Source organism: Streptomyces sp. NPDC111520 (assembly GCF_055635295.1).
In genome coordinates this window covers 20311-46951 of record NZ_JBVKBW010000029.1, presented here as the reverse complement: position 1 = coordinate 46951, position 26641 = coordinate 20311, and the positions used below count along the sequence as shown (strand labels likewise).

The 26641-nt window shown below is 73.7% G+C and carries 17 protein-coding genes; 9 read left to right on the top strand and 8 right to left on the bottom strand.

Going from position 1 to position 26641, the window contains the following annotated elements:
- Window positions 1–40 precede the first annotated feature (40 nt).
- The gene (locus tag ACZ7MY_RS39300; RefSeq protein WP_499610175.1) at window positions 41–1552 is read left to right on the top strand and encodes a chitinase; all 1512 of its coding nucleotides are present in this window, start codon (window positions 41–43) and stop codon (window positions 1550–1552) included.
- A 104-nt stretch (window positions 1553–1656) separates the two neighbouring features.
- Here the strand turns inward: ACZ7MY_RS39300 and ACZ7MY_RS39295 are convergent, their stop codons facing one another.
- The 4 genes from ACZ7MY_RS39295 to ACZ7MY_RS39280 form a co-directional block, all read right to left on the bottom strand.
- Entirely contained in the window at window positions 1657–3096 is a 1440-nt protein-coding gene (locus ACZ7MY_RS39295; RefSeq protein WP_499610173.1) for a GntP family permease, read from the bottom strand.
- Between the two features lie 90 nt (window positions 3097–3186).
- The gene (locus ACZ7MY_RS39290) at window positions 3187–3591 is read right to left on the bottom strand and encodes a RidA family protein (protein WP_499610170.1); all 405 of its coding nucleotides are present in this window, start codon (window positions 3589–3591) and stop codon (window positions 3187–3189) included.
- A complete protein-coding gene (locus ACZ7MY_RS39285) occupies window positions 3588–4346 on the bottom strand; it encodes an IclR family transcriptional regulator (RefSeq protein ID WP_499610169.1) in 759 nt (252 codons plus the stop codon). The genes ACZ7MY_RS39290 and ACZ7MY_RS39285 overlap by 4 nt, the downstream gene beginning before the upstream one ends.
- Window positions 4343–5266: a sugar kinase gene (locus tag ACZ7MY_RS39280; protein WP_499610167.1), complete on the bottom strand. Its 924-nt coding sequence runs from the start codon at window positions 5264–5266 to the stop codon at window positions 4343–4345. Before ACZ7MY_RS39280 ends, ACZ7MY_RS39285 begins: the two co-directional genes overlap by 4 nt.
- 114 nt (window positions 5267–5380) lie before the next feature.
- Between ACZ7MY_RS39280 and ACZ7MY_RS39275 the strand changes: the two genes are divergently transcribed.
- Together ACZ7MY_RS39275 and ACZ7MY_RS39270 are read left to right on the top strand one after the other, a co-directional pair.
- A complete protein-coding gene (locus ACZ7MY_RS39275; protein WP_499610164.1) occupies window positions 5381–6631 on the top strand; it encodes an alanine racemase in 1251 nt (416 codons plus the stop codon).
- A gap of 816 nt (window positions 6632–7447) precedes the next feature.
- A complete protein-coding gene (locus ACZ7MY_RS39270) occupies window positions 7448–9022 on the top strand; it encodes an N-acyl-D-amino-acid deacylase family protein (protein WP_499610162.1) in 1575 nt (524 codons plus the stop codon).
- Here ACZ7MY_RS39270 and ACZ7MY_RS39265 read toward each other — a convergent pair.
- Window positions 8943–10745: a P-loop NTPase fold protein gene (locus tag ACZ7MY_RS39265; RefSeq protein WP_499610161.1), complete on the bottom strand. Its 1803-nt coding sequence runs from the start codon at window positions 10743–10745 to the stop codon at window positions 8943–8945. The two genes, ACZ7MY_RS39270 and ACZ7MY_RS39265, sit on opposite strands and share 80 nt — an antisense overlap.
- 89 nt (window positions 10746–10834) lie before the next feature.
- On the opposite strand from ACZ7MY_RS39265, the gene ACZ7MY_RS39260 reads away from it, so the two are divergent.
- Together ACZ7MY_RS39260 and ACZ7MY_RS39255 are read left to right on the top strand one after the other, a co-directional pair.
- Complete coding sequence (locus ACZ7MY_RS39260) at window positions 10835–12046, top strand: pyridoxal phosphate-dependent aminotransferase (RefSeq protein ID WP_499610158.1); 1212 nt, start codon at window positions 10835–10837, stop codon at window positions 12044–12046.
- 92 nt (window positions 12047–12138) lie between these two features.
- On the top strand, window positions 12139–12540 hold the full coding sequence (locus tag ACZ7MY_RS39255; protein WP_499610156.1) for an SCO4983 family protein: 402 nt from the start codon (window positions 12139–12141) through the stop codon (window positions 12538–12540).
- Window positions 12541–12733: 193 nt separating this feature from the next.
- Here the strand turns inward: ACZ7MY_RS39255 and ACZ7MY_RS39250 are convergent, their stop codons facing one another.
- Window positions 12734–14554 carry a phosphoenolpyruvate carboxykinase (GTP) gene (locus tag ACZ7MY_RS39250; RefSeq protein ID WP_499610154.1) on the bottom strand — a complete coding sequence of 607 codons (1821 nt, stop codon included), beginning with the start codon at window positions 14552–14554 and terminating at the stop codon, window positions 12734–12736.
- Window positions 14555–14809: 255 nt separating this feature from the next.
- Between ACZ7MY_RS39250 and trhA the strand changes: the two genes are divergently transcribed.
- Together trhA and ACZ7MY_RS39240 are read left to right on the top strand one after the other, a co-directional pair.
- Window positions 14810–15511, top strand: coding sequence for a PAQR family membrane homeostasis protein TrhA (trhA, locus tag ACZ7MY_RS39245; RefSeq protein ID WP_499610151.1), 702 nt, complete (start codon window positions 14810–14812; stop codon window positions 15509–15511).
- Window positions 15512–15662: 151 nt separating this feature from the next.
- Complete coding sequence (locus tag ACZ7MY_RS39240) at window positions 15663–16265, top strand: TetR/AcrR family transcriptional regulator (protein ID WP_499610149.1); 603 nt, start codon at window positions 15663–15665, stop codon at window positions 16263–16265.
- A 269-nt stretch (window positions 16266–16534) separates the two neighbouring features.
- Here ACZ7MY_RS39240 and ACZ7MY_RS39235 read toward each other — a convergent pair whose 3' ends face one another.
- A complete protein-coding gene (locus ACZ7MY_RS39235) occupies window positions 16535–18565 on the bottom strand; it encodes a thioredoxin domain-containing protein (RefSeq protein WP_499610146.1) in 2031 nt (676 codons plus the stop codon).
- Between the two features lie 202 nt (window positions 18566–18767).
- Here ACZ7MY_RS39235 and ACZ7MY_RS39230 point away from each other — a divergent pair, with 202 nt between their 5' ends.
- On the top strand, window positions 18768–19766 hold the full coding sequence (locus ACZ7MY_RS39230) for a helix-turn-helix domain-containing protein (protein WP_499610144.1): 999 nt from the start codon (window positions 18768–18770) through the stop codon (window positions 19764–19766).
- 60 nt (window positions 19767–19826) lie between these two features.
- On the opposite strand, the gene ACZ7MY_RS39225 is transcribed toward ACZ7MY_RS39230, so the two are convergent.
- A complete protein-coding gene (locus ACZ7MY_RS39225; protein WP_499610143.1) occupies window positions 19827–23201 on the bottom strand; it encodes a S8 family serine peptidase in 3375 nt (1124 codons plus the stop codon).
- Window positions 23202–23449: 248 nt separating this feature from the next.
- Here ACZ7MY_RS39225 and ACZ7MY_RS39220 point away from each other — a divergent pair, with 248 nt between their 5' ends.
- Complete coding sequence (locus tag ACZ7MY_RS39220) at window positions 23450–26608, top strand: tetratricopeptide repeat protein (RefSeq protein ID WP_499610140.1); 3159 nt, start codon at window positions 23450–23452, stop codon at window positions 26606–26608.
- The last annotated feature ends 33 nt before the right edge of the window (window positions 26609–26641 follow it).

Here is a 26641-nt window from a genome sequence, read left to right as displayed (position 1 = left end):
CTCGCGTAACCGCCCAACTCCTCGCCCCCAGGAGGCAGTAGTGGAACACGCACGCCCTCGGCGCACCGCCCTCAGAGCCGCGGCGGCCGTCGGCGCCGCCGCCCTCGCGGTGGCGGGACTCGTCGCCACGTCCGGCAGCGCCAGCGCCGCGGACCCCGAACTCGTGACCAACGGCGGCTTCGAGGCCGGCCTGAGCGGCTGGACCTGCACCGCCTCCAGCGGCGCCGCCGTCGGCAGCCCGGTGCACGGCGGCGGCAAGGCCCTGCAGGCCACCCCGTCGTCCTCGGACAACGCCCGCTGCTCGCAGACGATCAGCGTCCGGCCGAACTCCACGTACCGGCTGAGCGCCTTCGTCCAGGGCAGTTACGTCTACCTCGGCGCGACCGGCAGCGGGATGGCCGAGGCCTCCACCTGGACCCCGTCCGCGTCCTCCTACCAGCAGTTGTCCACCGGCTTCACCACCGGCGCGACGACCACCTCGGTGACGGTCTACGTGCACGGCTGGTACGCCCAGCCCGCCTTCCTCGCCGACGACGTGAGCCTGCTGGGCGCGGCCGGCACCGCGACACCCACCCCGACCCCCACGCCGACGGACCCGACCCCGACACCGACCCCGACACCGACCCCCACGCCGACGCCCACCCCGACGCCGACGCCGACCGGTGGCGGCTCGCTGCCCAAGCACGTGCTGACCGGCTACTGGCAGAACTTCAACAACGGGGCGACGGTGCAGACCATCGCGCAGGTCCCGTCGCAGTACGACATCATCGCCGTCAGCTTCGCCGACGCCACGAGCACGCCCGGCGCGGTCTCCTTCACGCTCGACCCGGCGCTCAACTACCCGGTCAACCAGTTCAAGGCCGACATCGCGGCCAAGAAGGCGGCCGGCAAGAAGGTCGTCGTCTCCGTCGGCGGCCAGAACGGCACGATCAGCGTCAGCGACTCCGCCTCGGCGAACAACTTCGCGGGCAGCGTCTTCTCCCTGATGCAGACCTACGGGTTCGACGGTGTCGACATCGACCTGGAGAACGGGATCAACGCGACCTACATGACGCAGGCGCTGCGCTCCCTGTCGGCCAAGGCCGGCTCGGGGCTGGTCATCACCATGGCCCCGCAGACCATCGACATGCAGTCGACGTCCTTCGGCTACTTCAAGACCGCGCTCGACATCAAGGACATCCTGACCGTCGTCAACACCCAGTACTACAACAGCGGCACGATGAACGGCTGCGACGGCAAGGTGTACGCGCAGGGCACGGTCGACTTCATCACCGCGCTGGCCTGCATCCAGCTGCAGAGCGGTCTCGCCCCCTCCCAGGTCGGCCTCGGCCTGCCGGCCTCCACCCGGGCGGCGGGCGGCGGCTACGTGTCGCCGGCCGTCGTCAACAACGCCCTGGACTGCCTCACCAAGGGCACCAACTGCGGCTCCTTCAAGCCCCCGACCACCTGGCCGGGGCTGCGCGGCGCGATGACCTGGTCCACCAACTGGGACGCGACGAACGGCAACGCCTTCTCCGGCACCGTCGGCCCGCACGTGCACGGGCTGCCATAACCGGCGGGACCGTCACCGAACGCACCGCGCCCCCGGGAGAGGTCCCGTCCCCCGGGGGCGCGGTGTCCGCGGCCACACGTCGTGGCGTCCCAGGCCGTATCGTCCTAGACGACCACGCTCAGCGCCCCGGCCACCGCGAAGCCGGCCACCGACAGGACGGACTCCAGCACCGTCCACGTGCGCAGGGTGTCGCGCTCACTGATGCCGAAGTACTTGGCCACCATCCAGAAGCCGCCGTCGTTGACGTGCGAGGCGAAGATCGAACCGGCCGAGATCGCGACGATGACCAGCGCCAGGTGCGCCTGGGACGCGTGGCCGGAGGCCAGTACGGGCTGGACGATGCCCGCGGTGGTGACGATCGCGACCGTCGCCGAGCCCTGCGCCACCCGCAGCGCCACGCTCAGCAGCCAGGCCAGCAGGATCACCGGCAGCCCCGCGTCGCCGAAGGCCCCCGCCAGGGCGTCGGCGATGCCGCTCGCCTTGAGCACCGCGCCGAAGACCCCGCCCGCGCCCACCACCAGCAGGATGTTGCCGATCGGCTTGAGCGAGGCGGTGGAGACCGTCTCCAGGCTCCGCCGGCTCCAGCCGCGCCGGATGCCCAGCAGCCAGTACGCGAGGAACAGGGCGATGGTCAGCGCCACGAAGGGGTGCCCGAAGAAGGCGAGCAGCGAACGGGCCGTGCCCTCCTCCATCGTGACGGAGGAGAAGGTGGCGAGCAGGATCAGCACCAGGGGCGTGCCGATGATCGCCAGCACGATCCGCACCGAAACCGGTTCCTGCGACGGCGCGTCCTCGGCGCGCACCGCCTCGCGGGCCTCCTCCACCGCGTCGGCCATGTCCTGCGGCACGGGGACGAAGATGCGCCGCCCGATCCACGCGGAGTACGCCCACGCCGCCAGCACCGCGGGGACGCCGCAGACCACGCCCATGAGCACGACCCAGCCGAGGTCCACCCCGAACACGGCGGCCGCGGCGACCGGTCCGGGGTGGGGCGGCAGGAAGGCGTGCGTCATGGAGAGCCCGGCCAGCAGCGGCAGGCAGTAGAGCAGGATCGACCGGCCGCCGCGCTTGGCGGCCGCGTAGACCAGCGGCGCCAGCACGAAGATGCCGACGTCGAAGAAGACCGGGATGCCGAAGACCAGACCGGTCAGGCCCATCGCGAGCGGGGCGCGCCGCTCGCCGAAGGCGCCCAGCAGCCGGGCGGCGAGGGCCTCGGCGCCCCCGGAGATCTCCAGGATCGCGCCGAGCATCGTGCCGAGGCCGATGATGATCGCGACATGGCCGAGGATGCCGCCCATGCCGGTCTCGATGAGGCTGGTGGCGGTGGACCTCTGGACGGTGCCGAAGAGTTCGGTGACGCTCAGCCCCGCGGCGAGCGCCACCGCCACGGAGACGGCGAGCAGGGCGACGAACGGCTGCAGCCGCGCCTTGATGATGAGCAGGAGCAGGAGGACGATGCCGAGGACGGCCACGGTCAGCAACCCGGCGGTGCCGGGGATCAGGGCTATGAGGCCGCCGGTGTGGGGGACGGTTTCCGGATTCACTCAGGGCTCCCGGGGGGCTTCGGGCATGGGGGGACCACGGGACGGCGTACGGGTGAGGGTGGGACGGGGGAAGCGGTGGACCGGGTGGGGTCAGTCCAGGACGGCGAGCGCGTCGATCTCGACGAGCAGCCCGGCGGGCAGGCCGACGTAGACCGTCGTACGGGCGGCGGGGGCGCCCGTCAGGCCGGCGAAGAACTCGTCGAAGAGGGTGTTGAACTCGGGGAAGTGGGCGGTGTCGGTGAGGTAGACCCGGATCATGACGACGTCCTCCCAGGAGGAGCCGCCGGCCTCCAGCACCGCCTGCACGTTGGCGAGGGTCTGCAGGGTCTGCTCCCGCAGCCCCGGTCCGACGGGCGCCGGTGCCTGTCCCGGTACGGCGGGGCCGAAGCCGACCTGACCGGCGACCTGCAGGATGCCGCCCTTGCGGACGCCGTGGGAGAACCTGGCGGGCGGGGTGCTGTGGCCGGCCGGGGTGATCGCGGTCTTCTCGCTCATGTGGTTCCTTCGCTCGGTCTTCCGGAGTACTCGCGGCTGATCGCCTCCGCGGTGCGCTGGACCCGTGGACGCAGTCGCAGCAACTCCTCCGCGCTGACGACCACATTGGGGGCGGAGAGGGAACAGGCGGCCGCGACGCGCCCGTCGGCGCCGCGGATCGGCGCGGCGACGCAGTTGATGGACTCCTCGTGGCCGCCGAGGTCGCTCGCCCAGCCCTGCTCGCGGACCCGGGCGAGTTCGGCGAGGTGGGCGGCGGCGTCGGTGGTGGAACGGGCCGTGTAGCGCGGGTACTCCAGGGTCTGCACGACCGCGCGGCGCTCCGCCTCGGGCAGGTCGGCCAGGAGCAGCTTGGCCACGGCGGCCACGGTGATGGCGACGGGCCTGCCGATCCGCGAGTACATGCGCACCGGGTAGCGGCTCTCCACCTTGTCGATGTAGACCACCTCGCCCTCCTCGTACACCGCGAGGTGGACGGTGTGCCCGGTCAGCTCGTTCAGGGCGGCGAGGTGGGGGTGGGCGATGCCGCGGACGTCCAGGTTCTCCATCGCCTCCTGGGCGAGGGCGAACAGCCGGGTGCCGAGGCGGTAGCGCTGGTCGTCCTGGCGGTAGACCATGCCGTGTTCGTGCAGGGTGCGCAGCAGGCGCAGCGCGGTGGACTTGTGCACGTCCAGGCGGGCGGCGACCTGTTCGAGGTTGGCGGGCCCCTCGGCGAGCAGGGGCAGGATGCGCAGCGCGCGGTCCACGGTCTGGCTCATGCGCGCAGTCTCCCCCATGCCTCGTCGCCGAGGGCGGCGAGGGAGTCGCCCCGCACCCCGATCACCGCGGCGGCCAGGGCGTGGCCGCGGGCGAGCCGGTCCCGCAGCGGGAGGGCGCGCAGCGTCGCCGACAGGAAACCGGCGGCGAAGGCGTCACCGGCCCCGACCAGGTCGACCACGGGTGTGTCCGGCGCGGGCACGAACACCCCGTCCGCCGTGCCCTCGTACGCGGTGGCCCCCCGCGCGCCCTGTTTGACGACCAGGACGGCGGGACCCGGCAGGGCCTCACGCACCGCGTCGGCGTCCGGCAGGCCCCACGCGGTCCCCGCCTCGTCCTCGCCGACCAGGACGAGGTCGCAGCGGGCGGCGAGCCCGGCGAGCCGCCGCGGGTCGGCCGAACGCCACAGGGCGGGGCGGTGGTTGACGTCGAAGGAGACCAGCGGGCGGCCCGGGCCCTGCGCGGTGAGCGCGTGGACGAGGTCCGCGCACCCCACGGAGAGGGCGGGCGTGATGCCGGACAGGTGCAGGACCCGGCCGGCCCAGGCGTCGCGGCGGGCGACGTTCCCCGGGCCCATGGCGGTGGCGGCCGACCCGGCCCGGTAGTAGGCGACCTCGCCGTCGCCGGTGCGGAAGTAGACCCCGGTGGGGCGGCCGGGGTCGCGGCGCACCCCCGAGACGTCGACGCCGGCCGCGGCGATCGCCGCCACCAGGTGGTCGCCGAACGGGTCGGCGCCCACCCGGCTGATCCAGCGGACGGCATGTCCCAGCCGGGCCAGCGCGCAGGCCACGTTGGACTCCGCGCCGCCCGCCCCACGGTCGAAGGCGGCCGCGTCGGCGAGGCGCCGCCCCGGGACGGAGGGGACGAAGGCGACCATGGACTCGCCCACGCACACGACGTCCACGGCCACGGTCCCGGTCACGTCCGCTCCTCTCCGCGCACCGTTGACCCGGTGCTGGCCGGGATGTTAGACAGCGGGAAACACAACACGCAACGACCGTTGCACATATTGCAACGGGCCGTGGACGGAGGCGGGATGGACCAGGTCACGGGCATCGACGAGCTGCAACGGGAGCGGGTGGACCACCGCTTCAAGGGGCTCCCGCCGGACGCGGACGGGCTGACCGTCGGCGAACTCGCCGCCCAGCGCCGCACCGTCTTCGACGGCGGATTCACCACCCCGCTGCTCACGCTCTCCGAGTCCGCCCTGGAGCACAACCTCACCCAGCTCGCCGGCTGGGCCGGCCGGCACGGCCTCGCCTTCGCGCCGCACGGCAAGACCTCCATGGCCCCGCAGCTCTTCGCCCGCCAGCTCGAGCACGGCGCGTGGGGCATCACCGCGGCCACCCCGCACCAGGTCCGGGTCTACCGGGCGTTCGGCGTCCGGCGCGTCTTCCTCGCCAACGAACTCGTCGACGCGGCCGCGCTGCGCTGGCTGTCCGCCGAACTCGCGGGCGCCCCGGACTTCCGCTTCGTCTGCTACGTGGACTCCGTGCGCGGGGTGGAGCTGATGGACGCGGCCCTGACGGAGGCCGTGGACGTCGTCGTCGAACTCGGCGCGGAGGGGGGACGCACGGGCGTGCGCGGCACGGCGGAGGCGGCGCGCGTCGCCGACGCGGTCGCCGCGGCCCGCCACCTGCGGCTCGTCGGCGTAGCGGGCTACGAGGCGGCGGCGCCGGACCCGCGCGCGTGGCTCGCCGGACTCGTCGCGCTGGCCCGCACGTTCGACGCGGCCGGGAGGTTCGCCGGGGCCGGGGAGATCGTGGTGAGCGCGGGCGGCAGCGAGTGGTTCGACGCGGTGGCGGACGCGTTCGGGACGCTCGGGGAACTGTCCCTGCCGGTGTTGCGGCTGCTGCGGTCCGGGGCGTACGTCACCCACGACGACGTCCACTACCGGGATCTGACGCCGTTCCGCGAGCGCATCCCCGCGCAGGGGTCGCTCGAACCGGCGTTCCGGTTGTGGACCCAGGTGCTCTCCCGGCCCGAGCCCGGGCTCGCCCTCCTCAACGCGGGCAAGCGCGACGCGCCGTACGACCTCGACCTCCCGGTGCCGCAGGTCGTGCGCCGCGCCGACGGTTCCGCCGTCCCGGCGGCCGGGCTGACGGTCACGAAGCTCGCCGACCAGCACGCGTTCGTGGACGTCGCCCCCGGGGCGCGGGACCTGGCGGTCGGCGACTGGGTGGGGCTGGGGGTGTCGCATCCGTGCACGGCGTTCGACAAGTGGCAGCTGATCCCTGTCGTGGACGCGGGTGGGGTCGTCACGGACTTCGTCCGTACGTTCTTCTGACCCCGGTGGGTTGTTGTGTGCGGCGCCGTTGTGCGGGGTGCCCGGTGGGTTGTTGTGTGCGGCGCCGTCGTGGTTGATGTTGGGTTTCTCCCCCACCCGCCCTCCCGATTGCCCGGCGCGATTGGTGCGGGCCTGCGCACGTTGTGGTGGGGTCGGGGCCGCGCCGGCGCACTCCCCCAGCCTTCGGCCGGGGGGACCCCCAGAACGCTCGCGGTTTACCCCCACATCATTCGGCACCGCGTTCACCGCTCGTCTCCCCCAGCCTTCGGCCGGGGGGACCCCCATGGGCGCACCCCGCCACACCCCCTCCGGCCGGTTTGCGCGCACAACCGCCGGTGGGGGGTCAGATGGGCACGTGCGGCAACCCCGGACCGCCTTCGCACCCCGCACCGGCCGATGGTCGCCGTCGATACGGAGGGGGTGGGGGAGTTGGGGGCACCCCCGGCCGAAGGCTGGGGGAGGGTGGGCGTTCTGGACGCCGACGTGTATGTGATGTGCGGCAGCGACGGCACCGACGAGTGGTGCCCGTCATGCACATAAATATGCGGTACAGAATGCCCACCCCGGAGGCCCCGCCCCCGGCCCACCCAACGCACGCGCGCAAGCCCGCACCAACCATGCCGGATGGGGGTCCCCCCGGCCGAAGGCTGGGGGAGGGCGGGAGGGTGGGAGACAGCCCGCCGCAGGCGCAATGGACCCGCACGCAACAACGGGGCAGCACGGGGCAGCCCGGCGCAGCCGACCGCAGGCGCAAACGACCCGCACACAAGCAACGGGCCGCAACACAAACACAGCCGGCACAAAGGAGACGCCCGCATGGAGTTGGCGATTCGGGGTGCGACCGTCGTGGACGGGACCGGGGGCACCCCGGCGTACCGGGCGGACGTCCGCATCGAGGACGGCCGCATCACGGAGATCGGGACGGTGCGCGACGCACAACGGACGCTCGACGCGCGGGGCCTCGTGCTCGCCCCCGGCTTCATCGACATGCACGCCCACAGCGATCTCGCCCTGCTCACGGACCCCGCGCACGAGGCGAAGACGGCGCAGGGCGTGACCCTGGAGGTGCTGGGCCAGGACGGCCTGTCGTACGCGCCCGTGGACGACCGGACCCTGGCCGGGCTGCGCAGCCAGCTCGCGGGGTGGAACGGCGACCCCGAGGGCCTGGAGTACGACTGGCGCAGCGTCGGCGAGTACCTGGACCGGCTGGACCGGGGCATCGCCGTGAACGCCGCGTACCTGGTCCCGCAGGGCACCGTGCGGATGCTGGCCGTGGGGTGGGAGGACCGCCCGGCGACCCCGGCGGAGCTGGACCGGATGCGGGGGCTGGTCGCCGAGGGCCTGGCGCAGGGCGCCGTGGGGATGTCGTCGGGGCTGACGTACACCCCGGGGATGTACGCCTCGGATGCCGAACTCACCGAGCTGTGCCGGGTCGTGGCGGCCCACGGGGGCTACTACTGCCCGCACCACCGCAGTTACGGCGCGGGCGCGCTGGAGGCGTACGCCGAGATGATCGCGGTGACCCGCGAGGCCGGCTGCGCCCTGCACCTGGCGCACGCGACGATGAACTTCGGGGTGAACGAGGGCCGCGCCCCGGAGCTGCTGGCGCTGCTGGACGAGGCCCTGGCGGCGGGCGCGGACATCACCCTCGACACGTACCCGTATCTGCCGGGCTGCACGACGCTCGCGGCGACCCTGCCGAGCTGGGCGACGGAGGGCGGCCCGGAGGCGACACTCGCCCGGCTCCGGGACGACGTGCAGGCGGAGCGCATCCGGCACGCGATGGAGGTGGAGGGCTCGGACGGCTGCCACGGCGTGCCCGTGGAGTGGCGGACGCTGGAGGTGTCCGGGGTGCGCGAGCCCTCCCTCGCGGGCCATGTGGGCCGCCGCGTCCCGGACTTCGCCACCGCGCGCCGCCTTCTGCTGGAGGACCGCCTGGGCACGACGATCCTGCAGCACGTGGGCCACGAGGAGAACGTCCGGGCGATCATGCGGCACCGGGTGCACACCGGCGGCAGCGACGGCCTGCTGGTGGGCGACAAGCCGCACCCCCGCGCGTACGGCACGTTCCCGCACTACCTGGGCCGCTACGTGCGCGAGCTCGGCGTGCTCGGCCTGGAGGAGTGCGTCGCGCACCTGACCGGACGCCCCGCGGCCCGGCTGGGCCTGTCCGACCGCGGCCTGGTCCGCGAGGGCCACCGCGCCGACCTGGTGCTCTTCGACCCGGGGACGGTGGCCGCGGGCGCGACGTTCGCAGCGCCGCGCAGGCTGCCCACCGGCATCCCGTACGTCCTCGTCGACGGGCGGTTCGTCATCGAGGACGGCCGCCGGACGGACGTCCTGGCGGGACGCTCGGTGCGGAGTCGGGCTGCCGCAGGACGTGGTCGATGAGGTCGCGCAGCGCAGCGGGTTCACAGACGAGGCCGAGGGCGCCGGCCCGGCGCGCGCGCTCCTCGCGCTCCGGGGCGACCCAGCCCGCGTAGAAGAGCGCGGGGCCGGTGTAGCGGCCGGTGCCGCCCAGGTGCTCGAGGTCGGTGAAGCCCGCCTCCGGGTCGCCGTGGCGTTCGATGTCGGAGATCAGCAGGTCCGGGACGGCGAGCCGCAACCGCTCCTCCGCACCGGCACGGTCCTCGACGACCTCGACCTCGGCGCCCTTGTGCCGCAGCGCCCGAACCTCGGTGGCGACGGTCCCGGGGTTGTCGTCGATCCACAGCACGCGCAGCCCGGTGTACGGGCCGTCCTCCGGAGCCCGGGGAGGCTCGGGTGCGGCCTGCGAGACGGCCTGGTCCAGGTCGACCGTCGTGATCACGGTGGCCAGAGGGGAGCGTCGCAGGCGGTGGATCAGGTCGGCGGCCTCGGGCATGCGGACGAGGTCGTCGACGAGGGAGGTGAACGCGCGGTCCACAACCAGCACCGGGAAGGACGGGGGGAGCTGCCGTTCCAGTTCGGCCAGGACCCGGGCGCGCTCCTCCGGTCCGGGGTCGGCGGCGAGCGGCACCTCGTGCTCGGTGAGGAGGCGGCGCACCAGTGCGTCGCCCTGGCCGGTGGGGACCGCGGGCGAGCGCAGCAGACGCCGTACCGCCCGGTAGTCCAGGAACTCCTGGATCGCGTCGTTGCCGCGTCCGCCGACCAGCACGCCGTGGAAGTCGCCGTACAGGTACTGCAGCAGAAGCATGCGGAGCATGACCTCGGGCCCGAAGTCCTGCCAGACGGGGTTGAGTCCGGCCTCCAGGACGAACCCGTTGAGCAGCCTCTTGACGCGGCGTGGATTGCCCCCGGTGCGTTCGGCGAGCAGGTTGACGTGCGTGTCGTCGAGGAGCGCGCCGATGCCGGCCCGTTCGGCGCATCCGCGCACGTATCCCTCGATGTCCTCGGGGGGCGGTACGCGGTAGTTGGTCTGGAAGACCTTCTCCATGAAGGCGGAGCCCGCCGGGGACAGGTCGCCGAGCAGGCCGCCCGGGGACAGCGCGGAGCGGTCGCATCCGATGACGAAGGCCACCCCGGGAACATCGAGGTAGACCTTGACGGCCTCGCAGACGGCGAGCACGGTCTCCTCGGCGCAGCGGTCGAGGTCGTCGATGAAGACGACGAGCAGCCGGCGCGGCGCGTGCTCGCCGGTGTCGGCCCACTGCGTCGCCAGGTCCCGCAGGGCGTCGCGCATCTCGTTGCGGGCCTGCGCGTTGACGGAGAGGCTGCGCCACAGCTCGTCGACCAGGCCCGCCCCACCGAGCGGTCCGGCGAGCAGCGTGGCCGCGGCGCGCAGGGTCCGCAGCAGGGCACGGTGCTCGGTCGCGCGGTGCAGGGCACGACGCAGCAGCCGGCGGTCGAACTGCGTCAGGACGGACTTGATCAGGCCTTCCAGGGCGTCGGCACCGCGAGAGGTCCAGGCGTTGTACCAGACGGTGTGGACGTCGGCGGCGCCCCGGAGCTCGGCGTCGAGCAGGCGCATCAGGCTGCTCTTGCCCGTCCCCCAGCCGGCGTCGACGGCGAGGGTGAACGGGGTGGATCCGCGCGAGTCGAGGAGCAGCCGGGCGAGTTGCCGCGCGGCGCGCCCCGCGCCGAGGAGGTCGTCGTCGGCACTGGCGACGGGTTCGTCGTTGAGTAACGAGAACATGCGGCGAGAGTAGCGGCACGTCACCATTCGGCGCATACGTGGCCAAGAACACGGGGCGGTCCGGGGTACGTGGCCGTAAGCTCACGGGCATGCAGGTGATCCAGTCCACGAAGCTCTCCAACGTCTGCTACGACATCCGCGGCCCCGTGCTGGAGGAGGCCATGCGGCTGGAGGCGGCAGGTCACCGCATCCTGAAGCTGAACACCGGCAATCCCGCCGCCTTCGGCTTCGAGTGCCCCCCGGAGATCCTGGAGGACATGCTGCGCTCCCTCGGCGGCGCGCACGGCTACGGGGACTCCAAGGGCATCCTCCCGGCGCGGCGCGCGGTCATGCAGCACTACCAGACCAAGGGCATCGAGCTGGACGTCGAGGACGTCTACCTCGGCAACGGCGTCTCCGAGCTGATCCAGATGTCGATGCAGGCGCTGCTGGACGACGGCGATGAGGTGCTGATCCCGGCGCCCGACTACCCGCTGTGGACGGCCGCGGTCTCGCTGTCGGGCGGCACCCCGGTCCACTACCGCTGCGACGAGCAGGCGGACTGGTTCCCCGACCTCGCCGACATCGAGCGCAAGATCACCGACCGCACGAAGGCCCTGGTGATCATCAACCCGAACAACCCGACGGGCGCGGTCTACGACGACGAGCTGCTGCGCCAGCTGACCGACATCGCCCGCCGGCACAACCTGATCGTCTGCTCGGACGAGATCTACGACAAGATCCTCTACGACGGCGTGACCCACACCCCGACCGCGGCGATCGCCCCCGACCTGCTGACGCTCACCTTCAACGGGCTGTCGAAGGCGTACCGGGTGGCGGGCTACCGCAGCGGCTGGCTCGCGGTGTGCGGCCCGAAGGAGCACGCGACCAGCTACCTCGAGGGCCTGACCATCCTGGCGAACATGCGCCTGTGCGCCAACGTGCCGGCCCAGCACGCGGTGGCCACGGCACTGGGCGGCCGCCAGTCGATCAAGGACCTGGTGCTGCCGGGCGGCCGGCTGGCCGAGCAGCGGGACGTGGCGTACGGGCTGCTGACGCAGATCCCCGGGGTCACCTGCGTACGGCCGAAGGGCGCGCTGTACGCGTTCCCGCGGCTGGACCCGAAGGTCTACAAGGTCAAGGACGACCAGCAGATGGTGCTGGACCTGCTGCGGGCCGAGCGGATCCTGGTGGTGCAGGGCACCGGTTTCAACTGGCCGGAGCCGGACCACTTCCGCCTGGTCACGCTGCCGGCGAAGGAGGATCTGGCGGACGCGGTGGGCCGGATCGCGCGCTTCCTGGACGGCTACGGGCAGCCGTGACCCGCGGCCGGTGCGGCCGATACGTCGAAACACTCCCTCCTTAGACTGAGTCCAAGGTAGGATGTACTCCTGTTTGCAGGAGGAGTGCATCCATGTACGAACCGATCCGCACCAAATCGGTCCATACGGCGGTGGCGCCCACCCTTCCGCGACGCAGTCGTGACGAGGAGCTGGACCTCCAGCTCGCCGGACACCTCGCCGCCCTGCTGACCGTCACCGACGAGCTGCGGGCGCTGGAGCCCTGTCCCGAGCTCGACCGTGCCGCGGAGCAGCTCGCCGAGGCCGTGGCGGGCCTGCACCACGGGCGTCCCCCGCTGCGGATCTCCCCGGCTGCGGCCGGACAGGGCCACGCGGAGGCGGCCCGCGTGGCGGCCCTGCACCGGAGGGCGCGCGCGCTCGCCGGCCGGGCCCTGGTGGTCGCCGAGTCACGTCAGAACGCGGAGGCCGTGGCGCTCGCCGAGCGCCACATCGCGGTCCACACCGCAGCCGCCTAGCCCGGGGGCCGGGACCGGAGGTCGTGACCTCCGGTCCCGGCCCCCGGTGTGAGGGTCGGCGCGGTCCGCCCGTGGGGTGACGGTCAGGGTCGCGGTTCCCACGACCGGGCCGGGCCTACCGCCGGGCCGCCCGCCCGCGCCGCACGCGCGGGGAGAGCCGGACCGCCCGGATTCCCGGGGGATCCGTGCCGGTCTAGCCGAGGCGCTCGACCAGGGACCGGTACTCGTCCCACAGCTCCTTGGGCGTGTGGTCGCCGAAGGTCTCCAGGTGGGAGGGGATCAGGGAGGCCTCGTGCCGCCAGGTCTCGACGTCGACCGAGAGCAGCAGGTCGAGGTCCTCCTGGGAGATGTCCAGGCCGGCGGTGTCCAGGGAGCCCTCGGCCGGCAGCACGCCGATCGGGGTCCGCACGCCCTCGGCCTGGCCGTTCAGGCGCTCGACGATCCACTTCAGCACCCGGCTGTTCTCGCCGAAGCCCGGCCACACGAACCGGCCGTCCGCGTCCTTGCGGAACCAGTTCACGTAGTAGATCTTCGGCAGCTTGTCGGCGTCGTGCTTCTGGCCGAGCTCGACCCAGTGGCCGAAGTAGTCGCCCATGTTGTAGCCGCAGAAGGGCAGCATCGCGAAGGGGTCGCGGCGCAGCTCGCCGACCTTGCCCTCGGCGGCGGCGGTCTTCTCGGAGGCGACGTTGGCACCGAGGAAGACACCGTGCTGCCAGTCGAAGGACTCGGTCACCAGCGGCACGGCCGAGGCGCGGCGGCCGCCGAACAGGATGGCCGAGATCGGCACGCCCTTGGGGTCCTCCCACTCCGGCGCGATGGTCGGGCACTGCGCGGCGGGGACGGTGAAGCGGGCGTTGGGGTGGGCGGCCGGGGTCCCGGACCCGGGCGTCCAGGAGTTGCCCTTCCAGTCCGTGAGGTGGGCCGGCAGCTCCTCGGTCATGCCCTCCCACCAGACGTCGTTGTCGTCGGTGAGGGCGACGTTGGTGAAGACCGAGTTGCCCCACAGGGTCTTCATGGCGTTGGCGTTGGTGTGCTCGCCGGTGCCCGGCGCGACGCCGAAGAAGCCCGCCTCGGGGTTGATCGCGTACAGGCGGCCGTCCTCGCCGAAGCGCATCCAGGCGATGTCGTCGCCGATGGTCTCCACGGTCCAGCCGGGGATGGTCGGCTCCAGCATGGCGAGGTTGGTCTTGCCGCAGGCGCTCGGGAAGGCGGCGGCCACGTATTTGATGGCCTCGGCCCCACCGCGCGGCGGGGTGAGCTTGAGGACGAGCATGTGCTCGGCCAGCCAGCCCTCGTCGCGGGCCATGACCGAGGCTATGCGCAGCGCGTAGCACTTCTTGCCGAGCAGGGCGTTGCCGCCGTAGCCGGAGCCGTAGGACCAGATCTCACGGCTCTCGGGGAAGTGCGAGATGTACTTGGTGGAGTTGCACGGCCACGGGACGTCCTCCTGGCCGGGCTCCAGCGGGGCGCCGACGGAGTGCACGGCCTTGACGAAGAAGCCGTCCTCGCCGAGCTCGTCGAGCACGTCCTGGCCCATGCGCGTCATGGTCCGCATGGCGGTGGCGACGTACGCGGAGTCGGTGATCTCCACGCCGATCGCGGACAGCTCGGAGCCGAGCGGGCCCATGCAGAACGGGACGACGTACATGGTGCGGCCCCGCATCGCGCCGCGGAACAGCCCCTTCTCACCGCTGAAGATCTCCCGCATCTCGGCGGGGGCCTTCCAGTGGTTGGTGGGGCCGGCGTCCTGCTCCTCCTCGGAGCAGATGAAGGTGCGGTCCTCGACACGAGCGACGTCGGTCGGGTCGGAGGCGGCGTAGTACGAGTTGGGGCGCTTGATCGGGTCGAGCTTCTTGAAGGTGCCCTTCGAGACGAGCCCGTCCGCGAGGCGCTGGTACTCCTCCTCGGAGCCGTCGCACCACACGATCTCGTCCGGCCGGGTCAGCTCGGCGATCTCGCCGACCCATGCGATCAGGTCCTGGTGATTGGTGGGAGCCGCATTGACGCGCGCCACGATCGCTCCGTTCCGCCCGGTGTGCACTCACCTGGCGTCAGATTCCGAGGGTGTTGTTGTCGGCCCCTTGGGGGCTGCGACCCGGACGCTGCTGTCGTGGGATGCTCATCCGGTGCCGTCCGCACTCATATGAGTATCAGGACAGGAAACGCGATCTGTCCAGGGCGCGTGGGGTGAGCATCGCCACTCCCAACGCCCGGCGACACCGCCTACTACGGATCGGTAACCTACGCAACCGTAGGTAGCATTGATTTCATGAGCTCCGTGGACGAGACTCCCGTTGTGCCCGCCGCCCTTGAAGAACTCGCATCCGCCGCCGCCCCCTTGAAGCCCAAGCTGAGGGGGTGGCTCCATGCCGGGATGTTCCCCGCCGTCCTCGTCGCCGGGGTGGTCCTGACCGCCTTCGCCGAGAGCACCCGCGGGCGGATCGCCTGCGCGGTGTTCACCCTCACGGCCTGCGCGCTCTTCGGTGTGAGCGCGCTCTACCACCGCGGCGACTGGGGCCCCCGGGCCTCGGCGGTGCTGCGCCGGCTGGACCACGCGAACATCTTCCTGATCATCGCGGGGACCTACACGCCCTTCACGCTCCTGCTGCTGCCGGACGGCAAGCAGGAGATCCTGCTCTGGCTGGTGTGGGCCGGCGCCCTCGCCGGCATCGCGTTCCGGGTCTTCTGGGTGGGCGCGCCACGCTGGCTCTACACGCCCTGCTACATCGCGCTCGGCTGGGCGGCGGTCTTCTTCCTGCCCGACTTCCTGCAGCACGGCGGCATCGCCGTGCTCGTCCTGATCGTCGTGGGCGGCCTGCTCTACAGCATCGGAGCCGTCGTCTACGGCACCAAGCGGCCCAACCCCTCGCCGCGCTTCTTCGGCTTCCACGAGGTCTTCCACTCGTTCACGCTGGCCGCGTTCATCGTCCACTACGTCGGGATCTCGCTGGTGGCCTACAACCACGCGTAGCCCGTCCGCGGGGCCCGCGCGCGGACCCGGGGTGACAGCCGGTCCCCGTTGACAGCCGCTGTCATCCGACAGCGGCTACCGGACCGCCTCCGTGCGGCCGCCCCGGGTTCCGCGGGGGCCCCGCCCGCCGTCGGTGCACGACAATGACGGCGTGACCGTACCGACCGCACCGGGCCTGCGCGAGCGCAAGAAGATCCGGACCCGGCGCTCCATCCGCCGCGCCGCCTACCGGCTCTTCGAGGCGCAGGGGTACGACGGCACCACCGTCGAGCAGATCGCGGACGCGGCCGAGGTGTCGGCCAGCACGGTCTTCCGGTACTTCCCCACCAAGGAGGACATCGTCCTCTGCGACGCGTACGGCCCCGTCACGGTGGCCGAACTGCGTGCCCGCCCGCCCGGGGAACCCCTCGTCACGTCGCTGCGGCACGCGCTGCCGGGGCCACTGCGCGGCAGGCCCGCCGACGAGGGCGCGTACGAGGAGACGCGGCAAAGGCTGCGCCTGGTGTGCTCGGTGCCCGCCGTCCGCGCCCGCGTGGGCGAGAACATCCAGGAGTCGGGCCGGCTGCTGGCCGCCGTCACCGCCGAGCGCCTCGGGCGCCCCGAGGACGACTTCGAGATCCGGGTCGTCGTCGGGGCGCTGGTCGGGGCCTGGTCAGAGGCCGTCCTCCACTGGCTCGACTCGGACGGCGCTGCCGACCTCGACGCCGTCCTGGACCGCGCGCTGGCACTGCTCGCGGCCCACCTCGGCCGCTAGGGCGGGCGCCGCCGGAAGCGGAACGTGCGGCGGGCCCCGTCCCCGCCGCGCCCAGGTGGACCCAGCGCCCGGTTGGCGTGCGGCGCCCTCCGGCCCGCGCGAGCCCGCCGGGCGCCGCGCATGCACCGTCACCGCCCCGGACCGGGCCCGCGGTCCCGGCGCCGGCGCCGGACGGGCGCCGCGCCAGCGGCCTTCCCCGGGTCCGGGTAGACCACCCCGCACGACCGGGTGCGGCCGTCCGCGTCGGCGCGGACGGGCCGGAACGGCCCTCAGTGGCCGCCCAGCTGCTCCGCGAGGGCCTGCGGGTCCGCGGTCGGGGCCGCGCAGACGAAGTGGCGGCAGACGTAGGCCGCGGGGCGGCCGTCGAGCAGCGGGCGGCCGTCGAGGAGGGCGTACTCGGCGGATCCGGGCTCCCCCACGGCGACCACCGCGCCGGGGGCGGTGCCCAGCAGCGCGGTGCGGTGCAGTGCGGCCGTGCCGGGGTCGCCCGCCGGGCCGACCACGGCGACCTCGCGCGGGCCGTCGAGCGCCGCCTCGGCGACCGCCAGCCCCCAGCCGATGAACCGCGGCACCCGGCCGCCGAGGGCGCCCACGACGCCCAACGCCCGCTCGGCGGCCTCGCGGTGGCGCGACGAACCGGTGTACGCGGCGTACGACAGCAGCGCGCCGGCCGTGGCCGTCCAGCCCGAGGGGGCGGCGTTGTCCGTGGGGTCCTGCGGGCGGCGGATCAGCGTCTCGGCGTCGTCGGCGGTGTCGAAGAGCGTGCCGTCCTCACCGGTGAAGTGCCGCAGCACGGAGTCCAGCAGGAGCCCCGCGAGGTCCAGCCACACGCCCTCGCCGGTCACCCCGCCGAGCGTGAGGAAGCCCTCCGCGACGTCGGCGTAGTCCTCCAGCACACCGGCGTTGGCGCCCACCGTGCCGGCCCGCGAGGTGCGGGCGAGCCGGCCGTGCTCGTCCATGTGGACCCGCACCAGCAGGTCCGCGGCCTCGACGGCGGCCGCGACGAGGTCCGGCCGTTCGAAGTACGCCCCGGTCTCGGCCAGCGCGGCGATCGCCAGCCCGTTCCAGGCGGCGACGACCTTGTCGTCGCGGCCGGGGCGGGGCCGCCCCTCGCGGGCGGTGAACAGCCGCCCGCGCACCGAGGCGATCCGTTCGGCGTCCGCGAAGCCCCTGTCGGCCGGGAGCTGCAGCACCGACGCGCCCTCCTCGAAGGTGCCGTCCCCGGTCACCCCGAAGTACTCGGCGGCGAGCGCGGCGTCCTCCTCGCCGAGGACCTCCGCCAGCTCCGCGGGCGTCCAGACGTAGAACGCGCCCTCGCCGTGGCCGCCGTCCGGCTTGTCGCTGTCGGCGTCGAGCGCGGAGGCGAAACCGCCCTCGGGGGTGCGCAGTTCGCGGACGAGGAAGTCGGCGGTCTCCAGGGCGACCCGGCGCGCCAGGCCGGAGCCGGTGGCCCGCCACAGGTGGGCGTAGACCCGGCAGAGCAGCGCGTTGTCGTAGAGCATCTTCTCGAAGTGCGGCACGACCCACTCGCGGTCCACGGAGTAGCGCGCGAAGCCGCCGCCGAGCTGGTCGTAGATGCCGCCGCGGGCCATCGCCTCGCAGGTGTCCCGCACCATCTGGAGCGCGCCCTCGGAGCCGGTGCGGGCGTGGTGCCGCAGCAGGAACTCCAGGGCCATCGACGACGGGAACTTCGGCGCCCCGCCGAACCCCCCGTGCCTGGCGTCGTATTCCCGGGTCAGCCCCAGCAGCGCCGCCGCGAGCTGCTCCTCTCCCGGGGCGGCCGTCCCGCCGAGGGCGAGCGAGCGTCCGCCCAGGTCCTTGACGATGCTCGCCGCGACCGACCCGACCTCGTCGCGCCGCTCGCGCCACGCCGCCTCGACGCCCTCCAGCACCTGCCGGAAGGAGGGCATGCCGTGCCGGGGGTCGGGCGGGAAGTAGGTGCCGAAGTAGAACGGCTCGCCCCGCGGCGTGAGGAAGACCGTCATCGGCCAGCCGCCGTGGCCGGTCGCGGCCTGCACGGCCTCCATGTAGACCGCGTCGACGTCGGGGCGTTCCTCGCGGTCGACCTTCACCGACACGAAGTGCTCGTTGAGGTACGCGGCGGTCGCCTCGTCCTCGAAGGACTCGTGGGCCATGACGTGGCACCAGTGGCACGACGAGTAGCCGACCGACAGCAGGACGGGTACGTTCCGCCGTTTCGCCTCCTCGAACGATTCAGGACCCCACGGCCACCAGTCCACCGGGTTGTCGGCGTGCTGGAGGAGGTACGGCGACGTCGCGTCGGCGAGGCGGTTCGGCATGACCCCATCCTTGCCCATCCCGGCGTCGCTGACCCACCGCACCCTCGCCGCGCCCCGCTCTTTCCGTGCAGCCGGGCGATCGGGACGGCCGCGCACCGCCCGCCACCTGCCACGGGGCCCGGTTGCCCGCGGCAACGGACGTTGTCCACGACCGTTCGTGCTGATGGAATCGAGCGCCGGACGGTGAGGGGAGAGGGACGACATGCTGGAGACGGTGGGTCTCACGGGCGCCGAGGCCGAGGTGTACCGGTTGCTGCTCGTCGCCGAGTCGGCGTCCGCCGAGGAGATCTCGGGACGCACCGACCTCGGCCCCCCGGCGGTCGGGCGACTGCTGCTCTCGCTGGAGGCCAAGGGACTGGCGTACGCGGTGGAGGAGAGCCCCGGCGCGTTCGCGGTGATCCCGCCGCAGGTCGCCCTCGTACCGCGGCTGCAGCGCCACGCGGAGGCCCTGGAGCAGGACCGGGCGGTCGTGCTCGGGCTGGTGGAGACCTACCGCCGCAGCGCGCGTTCCTGGGGGGCGGGGGAGGCGATCGAGGTGATCAGCGGCGCGGCCGCGCTGCGGCAGCGTCTGCGGCAGCTCCAGGACGGCGTCCGCCACGAGATGCTGTGGTTCTGCAAGGCCCACCACGTGGCCATGCCCGCGGGGAGCAACCGCGAGGAGTACGAGGCTCTGGGCCGCGGGGTGCTCTACCGGGTCCTGTACGAGCAGGCCTACTTCGACGACCCCGGCGCGGTGGACAACGTGGTCAGGGGGGTGCGCGCCGGCGAGGTCGCCCGGGCGGTGCCGCGGCTGCCCCTGCGGATGGCGGTGGCCGACCGGTCGCTGGCCGTCCTGCCGTTGTCCTCCACCGGCACGCCGGCCGGTCCCCGGGAGCTCAGGACGGCGCTGGTTCGGGAGAGCAGCCTGCTGGAGGCGCTCATCGACCTGTTCCAGCACTACTGGGAGGTCGGCGCGCCGCTGCGGGTGACCGAGGAGGGGCAGATCGGCGGCGCCGGCCCCGAGGATCCCGCGATGCCGGTCGCGGACGACCGGCACCTGCTCTCCCTGATGGTCGCCGGCATGACCGACGAGGCGATCGCCGGGCAGCTGCGCGTGAGCAAGCGCACCGTCCAGCGGCGCGTCCAGGGGCTGATGAACCTCGCGGGCGTCGCCACCCGCATGCAGCTCGGGTGGCACGCCGCCCGCCGCAACTGGCTCTGAGCGGACGGCCGTACGGGGCCCGCCGGACGGATCCGGCGGGCCCCTCGGCACAGGCTCCGGCTACTTGAGCAGGTAGGCCTTGATCACGGTCTGCCGGAAGGAGTTGCCTGCCGCGTCCTTGACGTAGGTGCGGAAGCTGACCGATCCGGCCGCGGAGCGGCGCGGGTGCTCCACGGTCACGGTGCGCTCCGTCCCGGAGCCCTTGACCTTCGCCGCGTGCCAGGTCCTGCCCTCGTCGTAGGAGACGTCGACGGTGAAGGTGCGGACCGGGGACTCGGGCGCGCCGACGGGACGCTGGACCAGGGCCGGAATGTCGAAGCGGCGTCCGGCCCGGGCCCGGTTCCACTCGTCCAGTTCGGGCGACATGCGCACGGCCATCAACGGCAGCGCCTGGCGGGTCGCCGCGGTCTGCGACCGGAACCGCCACTCGGACTTCAGGCGCGTGGAGACGGTGCTGGGGACGAGGTCGCGCTCCTGCTCGAACGTGGCGACGTAGTCGGCGGGGGTGACGTCGGCCGGCACCGTGGCGTAGCCCCGGGTCGTCGAGACGACCTCGCCGTTGCGTCGCAGCTCCCACCGGGGCCGGCTGCTGGACGTCGTTCCTGCCACCACGTCGAGGTTCCCGTTGGCGGCGTCCTGGATCGCGAAGGTCATGGCGTCGCCCTCGCGGGAGGTGATCATCACCTCGGGCGTGAAGCCCGTGGCCTGGACGCCCTGGTTCCAGCGCTCCTCGACGGTTCCGGCCCGGTAGCCGTGCAGACGGCTGAGGTAGCTCTGCCCGTGGGCGTCCGGGTCGGTGAAGAAGTTCTGCTCGAAGACGCTCTGCCAGCGCAGGTCCGGGGAGGGCGAGAAGTAGTCGACGCGCCGGGCCGGGAGCGGGAGCCCGTTCATCCCGTGGACCCAGCGGAGGCTGTCGAAGGCCATCCACACGCTGCGGTACGCGGTGGTGTCCGGCGCGGTGGCGGCGAGGGTGCTCTTCACCGTGGCCAGCTCCGACGTGCGGGGACGGTAGCCGGGATCGGCCGGGATCTCCCCGCGCACCGGCCGGGTGAGGTAGTAGACCGAGGAGGGGTTCCCGTCGGCGCCCGCGGGATCGACCCAGACGGTGTTGACCAGGTAGGTGAACTTCGCGCCCTTGGACGGCGCCGTCGCGGTGGCGTACACGTTCCGGATGCGGTCGCCGCCGATCGCGTCGTTCACCGAGATCGAGAACAGGTGACCGTCCGCGCCCACGGTGCCGATCTCGGCCGTCTTGATGCGGGCCGAACGGCTCGGGGCCGACACCGTGACGGGCTTCGCCTTCCGGGCGTCGATGGCGACGTCCCGGTCGGCGCCCATGACGACCTTCGGCGCGCCCACCACGGTGGCCTCGGTGTACTCCGCGTCGAAGAGGAAGCCCTGCACGGAGTAGGTCCTGCCGTCGCGCGGCACCCTCAGCTCGGTGCCGGTCCTGCCGTGCAGTTCCACCTCGCGGACCTCGCCGTCGACGGCGGTGACCAGCAGGTAGGCGTGGGCGGGGGCCTTGCCGAAGCGGTCCTTCACGGTGAGGCGGAGGCTGTCCGAGGGCTGCTCGACGTCCATGCCGACCGGCACGCGCACCGAGACGGCCCGGTCGGCGGTGGCCGCGACGACCACGCCGCTGTAGGCCGCGTAGGTCGTGGCGGCCTCCGGGGCCGCCGTGACGGTGACGTCAGCGGTGCCGTGGGCGGGCACGGTGACCTGGTCGGCGCCGAGCCGGAACAGGCCCTGCGGTGCGGGCTCGCCCGCGCCGCGGGAGACGTGGAGGGCCAGGCCGAGGGTGACCGGCGCGTCTCCCGGGTTGCGGTAGGTGATCGTCTTCTCCACCGGCGGCCGCGGGCCGTCGGACCAGCGGATCTGCCCGAAGTCCACTCCGGTGGTCCCGGCGGTGACCTGCTGGCCGACCGCGCGGGCGACGTCGACCCGGCCCGCGCCCTGGAAGTAGGCGCCGCGCTCCTTTCCGGCCGCCGTCGACTGCATCAGCTGCCGCTTGACCTGGTCGGGCGTCCAGTCGGGGTGCTGCTGGAAGAGGATGGCCGCGGCGCCGGCGACGTGCGGCGTCGCCATCGAGGTGCCGTCCAACGCGGTGTAGCCGTCCTCGGCGGTCGTACCGCCCGCCCGTGCGGCGACGACGCCCACACCGGGGGCGACGAGGTCGGGCTTGAGGCCGTGGTCGCCCACCCGCGGGCCGACCGAACTGAAGTGGGCGAGTCCGTCGTCGAGGTCGGTGGCGCCGACGGCCAGCGCGCGGTCGGCGGAGGCGGGCGAACCGACCTTGCCGGGCCCGCTGTTGCCGGCCGCCGCCACGACCAGGACGCCGTGGTCGCGGGTGACGCTCTCGACCATGGCCTCCAGGGCGTCGGTCTCCGGGGTGTCGGTGTCGCCCAGGCTGAGGCTGATCACCTTGGCGCCGCGCTCGGCGGCCCAGGCCATGCCCTCGATGACGTCGGAGTCGTCGCACTGGCCGCCCGCGTCGCAGACCTTGCCCGACAGGATCCGCGCACCGGGCGCGACCCCCTTGAAGCTGCCCCCGGAGGCCGCGCCGGAACCGGCGACGGTCGAGGTGACGTGGGTGCCGTGGCCGTTCAGGTCGTCGGTGTCCGCCTCGGCGGTGAAGTTCGCGGACTCCTCGACGACGCCCTTGAGGTCCGGGTGGTGCGGGTCGTAGCCGGTGTCGAGCACCGCCACCTTGACCCCGTCGCCCCGGTAACCCTTCGCCCAGGCCTGCGGCGCGCCGATGTGCGGCACCGTCCGGTCGAGCCGGACCTCGGAGCGGCCGTCGAGCCAGACCCGGCGGATGCCCGCGCCGAAGGACGAGACGCCCGCTTCGGCGGGGGCGATGCCCTTCCAGAATTCCGCGGCGTCCTCGCCGTCCTGACGAAGGGTCGCGAAGGAGGTCCCGGCGATGGTGCGGACCCCGTCGGCGCCGGCCGCGGAGAGCCGGCGCCCGGCGGTGCCGGCGTCGCCCGCGTACTCGACGACGAGCGGCAGTCCGGGCTGCTCGGCGTACTTCCCCCTGGCCAGGGCCGAGACGTCGAACAGCGCCTCGTCGAGACGTCCCGCCGTGAGCAGGGGCAGCGCGTCGACGGGTACGACCGACCAGTCGTCGCCGTTCTGGCGCTTGACGAAGGTGATGTGCTCACGGCCCGGGGCCGGTTGGACGGAGACGCTCTGCCCGCCCGACGGGGCCGTCTCCAGCGTGACGCGGTCGCCGGTGATCAAAGTGACGTGGTGCCGGGTCGTCGCGCTGGACGCCGCCGCCTCGCCCCGCACGGCGGAGCCGGACCGCTCGGCGCCCTGGGCGGCACCCGGTGCGGCGGTCAGTCCCGCCAGCACGGCCGCCAGGGCGGCCGCCGCCGCATATCGCGTCCGAGGGCTTCCGGCCCCCGGCCGTCGTCCGTAGTTCATCTGTGTCATGACGCGACAGCGTGGCCCCGCCACCGGCGGCGGTCAGCACTTCCACCTGTCGGCCAGAGGACAAGTCACCTTTGCGCCAGGGGACATGAGCCGCAAAGAGCCCGAACCACGACCGGGGAGGAGGCCCCGTGCCGGGCATGTCCCGGGCACGTCCCCGGCACGGACGGGCGCTCCCGCCCGCGTACGCGGTGTCGCGATGTGGCGCGTTCGGCAGGACACTTGGGGGCGGGCGGCTACCGAGGGGGCCAGTGGTGACGAAGCAGACGCCGCGACGGGGCACGCAACTGAGCACGTCCGACCGGGCCGAGGTGGTACGGCTGCTGGAACAGGCCGTCGCCGGGCGCGGGCGGGACCGCTCCGGCGAGGATGCGGAGGCGCTGCGGCAGGCACGGGCCGCGGTCGACGAGATCGCGGCCGAGGCGTCCGCCGAGTACGCCGCGTACACCGCCGCGCTGGCCGCGGAACGCGCCGGACGCCGGTCCTCGCTGGTCACCCCGGCGCTGGTGACCGCGGTCGCCGCCGTCGCGGCGTGCGTGGCGGACCTCGGCTGGGGCACGCCGACGTCCACCGCGCTGGGCGTGGGCGGCGTGGTGGCCCTCGCCGGGGCGGCGGTGACGGCCGCGCTGACGACCGGTGGCGGCGGCACCCGGCCGCAGGACCTGCGCCGGGCCTGGCTGGAGGCCGTGGAGCAGCGCGGTGTACGGCCGTTCCTGGAACGCCGGCGCGCGGCGACGTCCCCCGCCAAGGTGCCGGCGCAGCGCCGCACCGACCGCAGCGCCGCGGCGCGCGGCCGCAGCGTCCTGGAGCAGTCCTTCGCCCAGCTGCCGGCCACCGACGGGCCGTTCGCGGGGCGCCGGGACCCGCTGCGGCAGATCGCCCAGTGGGTGCACCAGGCGCGGGTCTCCCCCGCCTCGGAGCCCGTCGTGGTCGTCCTGCACGGGCAGGCGGGTTCGGGCCGCACCACGCTCGCGGTGCGCGCCGCGCAGCAGCTCAAGGACCAGTTCCGCGGCGCCTGCGTCGTCGACCTGCGCGGCGCCGCGCCCGGGGAGCGCCCGCTGCCCGTACGGGACGCGCTGCTGCACCTGCTCAACCGGCTCGGCGCGTCCCGCGAACAGCTGCTGTTCCGCGAGCGCACCTCGCAGGAGCAGCATCTGCGGCGCCTGGCCGACCAGTACCAGAAGCACCTCACCGACGTGCCCGTCGTCATCGTCCTGGACGACGCCGCCGGGCCCGAACAGGTCCGCGCCCTGGTCCCGGAGCGCTCCGACAGCCTCGTACTGGTGACCTCGGCGGAACCGTTCGCCCTCGACGTGCCGGCGGCCCGGGTGTACGAGCTGCCGGTCGACCCGCTCGGGGCGGAGGCGTCGCGGGAGCTGCTGGCCGGGCTCGCGCCCACGGCCCGCACGGCGGCGGACGGCGCCGCCGCCGACGCCGTACGGCGGCTGTGCGGCGGGCTGCCGCTCGCGCTGCGCATCGCGGGCAGTTCGCTGCCGGACCGGGGCGCGGAGCGGCTGGCGGCCGATCTGGCGGCGTACGGGCCGGTGGGCCCCGTCGACCGGGCGCTGGCACTGCGCTACCACGACCAGCCGGAACCGGCCCGCCGGCTGCTGCGCCGGCTGGCGCTCGCCGGGCGGACCAGCCTCGGCGCGGCGGCCGCCGCGGCCCTGCTGGGTGCGGAGGAGCAGGAGGCCGCCCGGCGGCTGGGCGAGCTGGCCTCGGCCGGGCTCATCGAGCACGTGCGCGGCAGCCGCTACCGGCTGCACGACCTCGTACGGCGCTTCGCGCACGCCCGCCTGCTGGACGAGGAGGACCCGGCCGAGCGGACGGCCGCCCAGGAGCGGCTGATCCGCAGCTACGCCGAACTGGCGGACGCGGTCATCCGGCTCGTCGACGGCCGGACCTCGACCCGCGCCGACCGCTTCGGGCCGCAGGGCTTCCCCTCGCTGGACCAGGCGCTGCGCTGGCTGGACGAGGAGTCGAGCTTCATCACCGCGGCGCTGCGGCACTCCGAGGGCGTCGACCAGCGGGTCGTGCAGCACCTGCTCGGCGCGCTGTGCGACTACTGCCTGCTCCGCGGTGACCTGTACCGGCTGGGCGAGATCAGCGAGCTGGCCCAGGCGCACCAGCGGGAGGCCGACCAGTCGGTGCTGGTCCGCTCGGTGCAGTGGCGCACCGGCATCGCCGCACGGCAGCTGGGCGAGCTGGACAAGGCCCGCTCGACGCTGTCCTCGGTGGTCGACCTGTACTTCGAGGCGCAGCACCCGGCGGGCGCCGCCCGGGCCCTGTGCAGCCTCGGCATCACGCTGCACCAGCAGGGCGGCCTGCGGGAGGCGGAGGCCAAGCTGCGGGAGGCCCTGGAGCTGCAGTCCGGCGACGAGCTGCGGGCCGACCGGGCCTGGACGCAGCACGCGCTGGCCGCGGTGCTGCGCGACGCCGGCCGGCTGGCGGAGGCGCACGGGCTGCTGACCGAGTCGCTGACCCTGCACCGGGAGAGCGAGAGCGTGCACGGCGAGGCCTGGGCGCACCTGCAGCTGGGCCAGCTGCTGCTGCGGCTCGGCGACGCCGAGCGCGGCGAGACGGAGCTGCGTACCGCGGGCGAGTGCTACACGGCGACCCGCGACCCCCGCGGCGAGGCCTGGACCGCCACCCAGCTCGGCCGGGCCCGGCTGCTGCGCGGGGACGCCGGCGCCGCCCAGCACCTGCTGCGCGACGCCCTGACCCGCCACCGCGCCAACGAGGACGCCCGGGGCGAGGCCTGGTCGCTGTACTACCTCGGCCAGGCGCTGGAGGAGGGCGGCGAGCTGGACGCGGCCCTGCGGGCCCTGGAGCGCTCCCGCACCATGTTCAGCCGGATGCGCGACGTCTACGGACTGGCCTGCGCCCGCCACCACTCGGCCCGGGTCACCCGCGACCAGCGGGCGGCGCTCACCGGCAACCTGCGCAACAGCGGCTTCGCCCGCCAGCTCCTGCAGGACGCCCGCGCCGACTTCCACCGCGTCGGGGTGCCGCACGGCGAGGGCTGGTCCTGTGTGGAGCTCGCCGTCATCGACGCCGGCAACGGCCGGGTCCCGGCGGCGCTGGAACTGGTGCGGGAGGCGGAGCGGCTCTTCGCCGGCATGGACGACCGGCGCGGCCTGGCGTGGGCGCGCTTCCTGCAGTGCACGCTGCTGCCGCTGCTCTCCCGCGAGGGCGCCGCCGAGGCCCGTGAACGGCTCGCCCGGCTGGGCGACGACACGTACGAGGGCCGCGACCTGGATCTGCAGGAGTACGCGGAGGCCTACGCCCTGCTGCTGGAGCGCGGAGTGGAGCCGGGCACACCGTGGGAGGCGTGGCGGCTGGGCATGGTGCCCTCGCGGGGTGCCCGCATGGTGATGGCCGTGCCGGTGGACCGGGCGGTGGAGGGCTGAGGCCCCGGCCCAGCGTGTCACCCGCGCCACGGC

Excerpts from the sequence above, each read along its gene's own strand:
- ACZ7MY_RS39265 (WP_499610161.1), bottom strand. The coding sequence starts at position 10,745 with ATGTTCTCGTTACTCAACGACGAACCCGTCGCCAGTGCCGACGACGAC.
- ACZ7MY_RS39230 (WP_499610144.1), top strand. The coding sequence starts at position 18,768 with ATGCTGGAGACGGTGGGTCTCACGGGCGCCGAGGCCGAGGTGTACCGG.
- ACZ7MY_RS39255 (WP_499610156.1), top strand. The coding sequence starts at position 12,139 with ATGTACGAACCGATCCGCACCAAATCGGTCCATACGGCGGTGGCGCCC.
- ACZ7MY_RS39270 (WP_499610162.1), top strand. The coding sequence starts at position 7,448 with ATGGAGTTGGCGATTCGGGGTGCGACCGTCGTGGACGGGACCGGGGGC.
- trhA (WP_499610151.1), top strand. The coding sequence starts at position 14,810 with ATGAGCTCCGTGGACGAGACTCCCGTTGTGCCCGCCGCCCTTGAAGAA.
- ACZ7MY_RS39275 (WP_499610164.1), top strand. The coding sequence starts at position 5,381 with ATGGACCAGGTCACGGGCATCGACGAGCTGCAACGGGAGCGGGTGGAC.
- ACZ7MY_RS39235 (WP_499610146.1), bottom strand. The coding sequence starts at position 18,565 with ATGCCGAACCGCCTCGCCGACGCGACGTCGCCGTACCTCCTCCAGCAC.
- ACZ7MY_RS39225 (WP_499610143.1), bottom strand. The coding sequence starts at position 23,201 with ATGACACAGATGAACTACGGACGACGGCCGGGGGCCGGAAGCCCTCGG.
- ACZ7MY_RS39290 (WP_499610170.1), bottom strand. The coding sequence starts at position 3,591 with ATGAGCGAGAAGACCGCGATCACCCCGGCCGGCCACAGCACCCCGCCC.
- ACZ7MY_RS39285 (WP_499610169.1), bottom strand. The coding sequence starts at position 4,346 with ATGAGCCAGACCGTGGACCGCGCGCTGCGCATCCTGCCCCTGCTCGCC.
- ACZ7MY_RS39260 (WP_499610158.1), top strand. The coding sequence starts at position 10,835 with ATGCAGGTGATCCAGTCCACGAAGCTCTCCAACGTCTGCTACGACATC.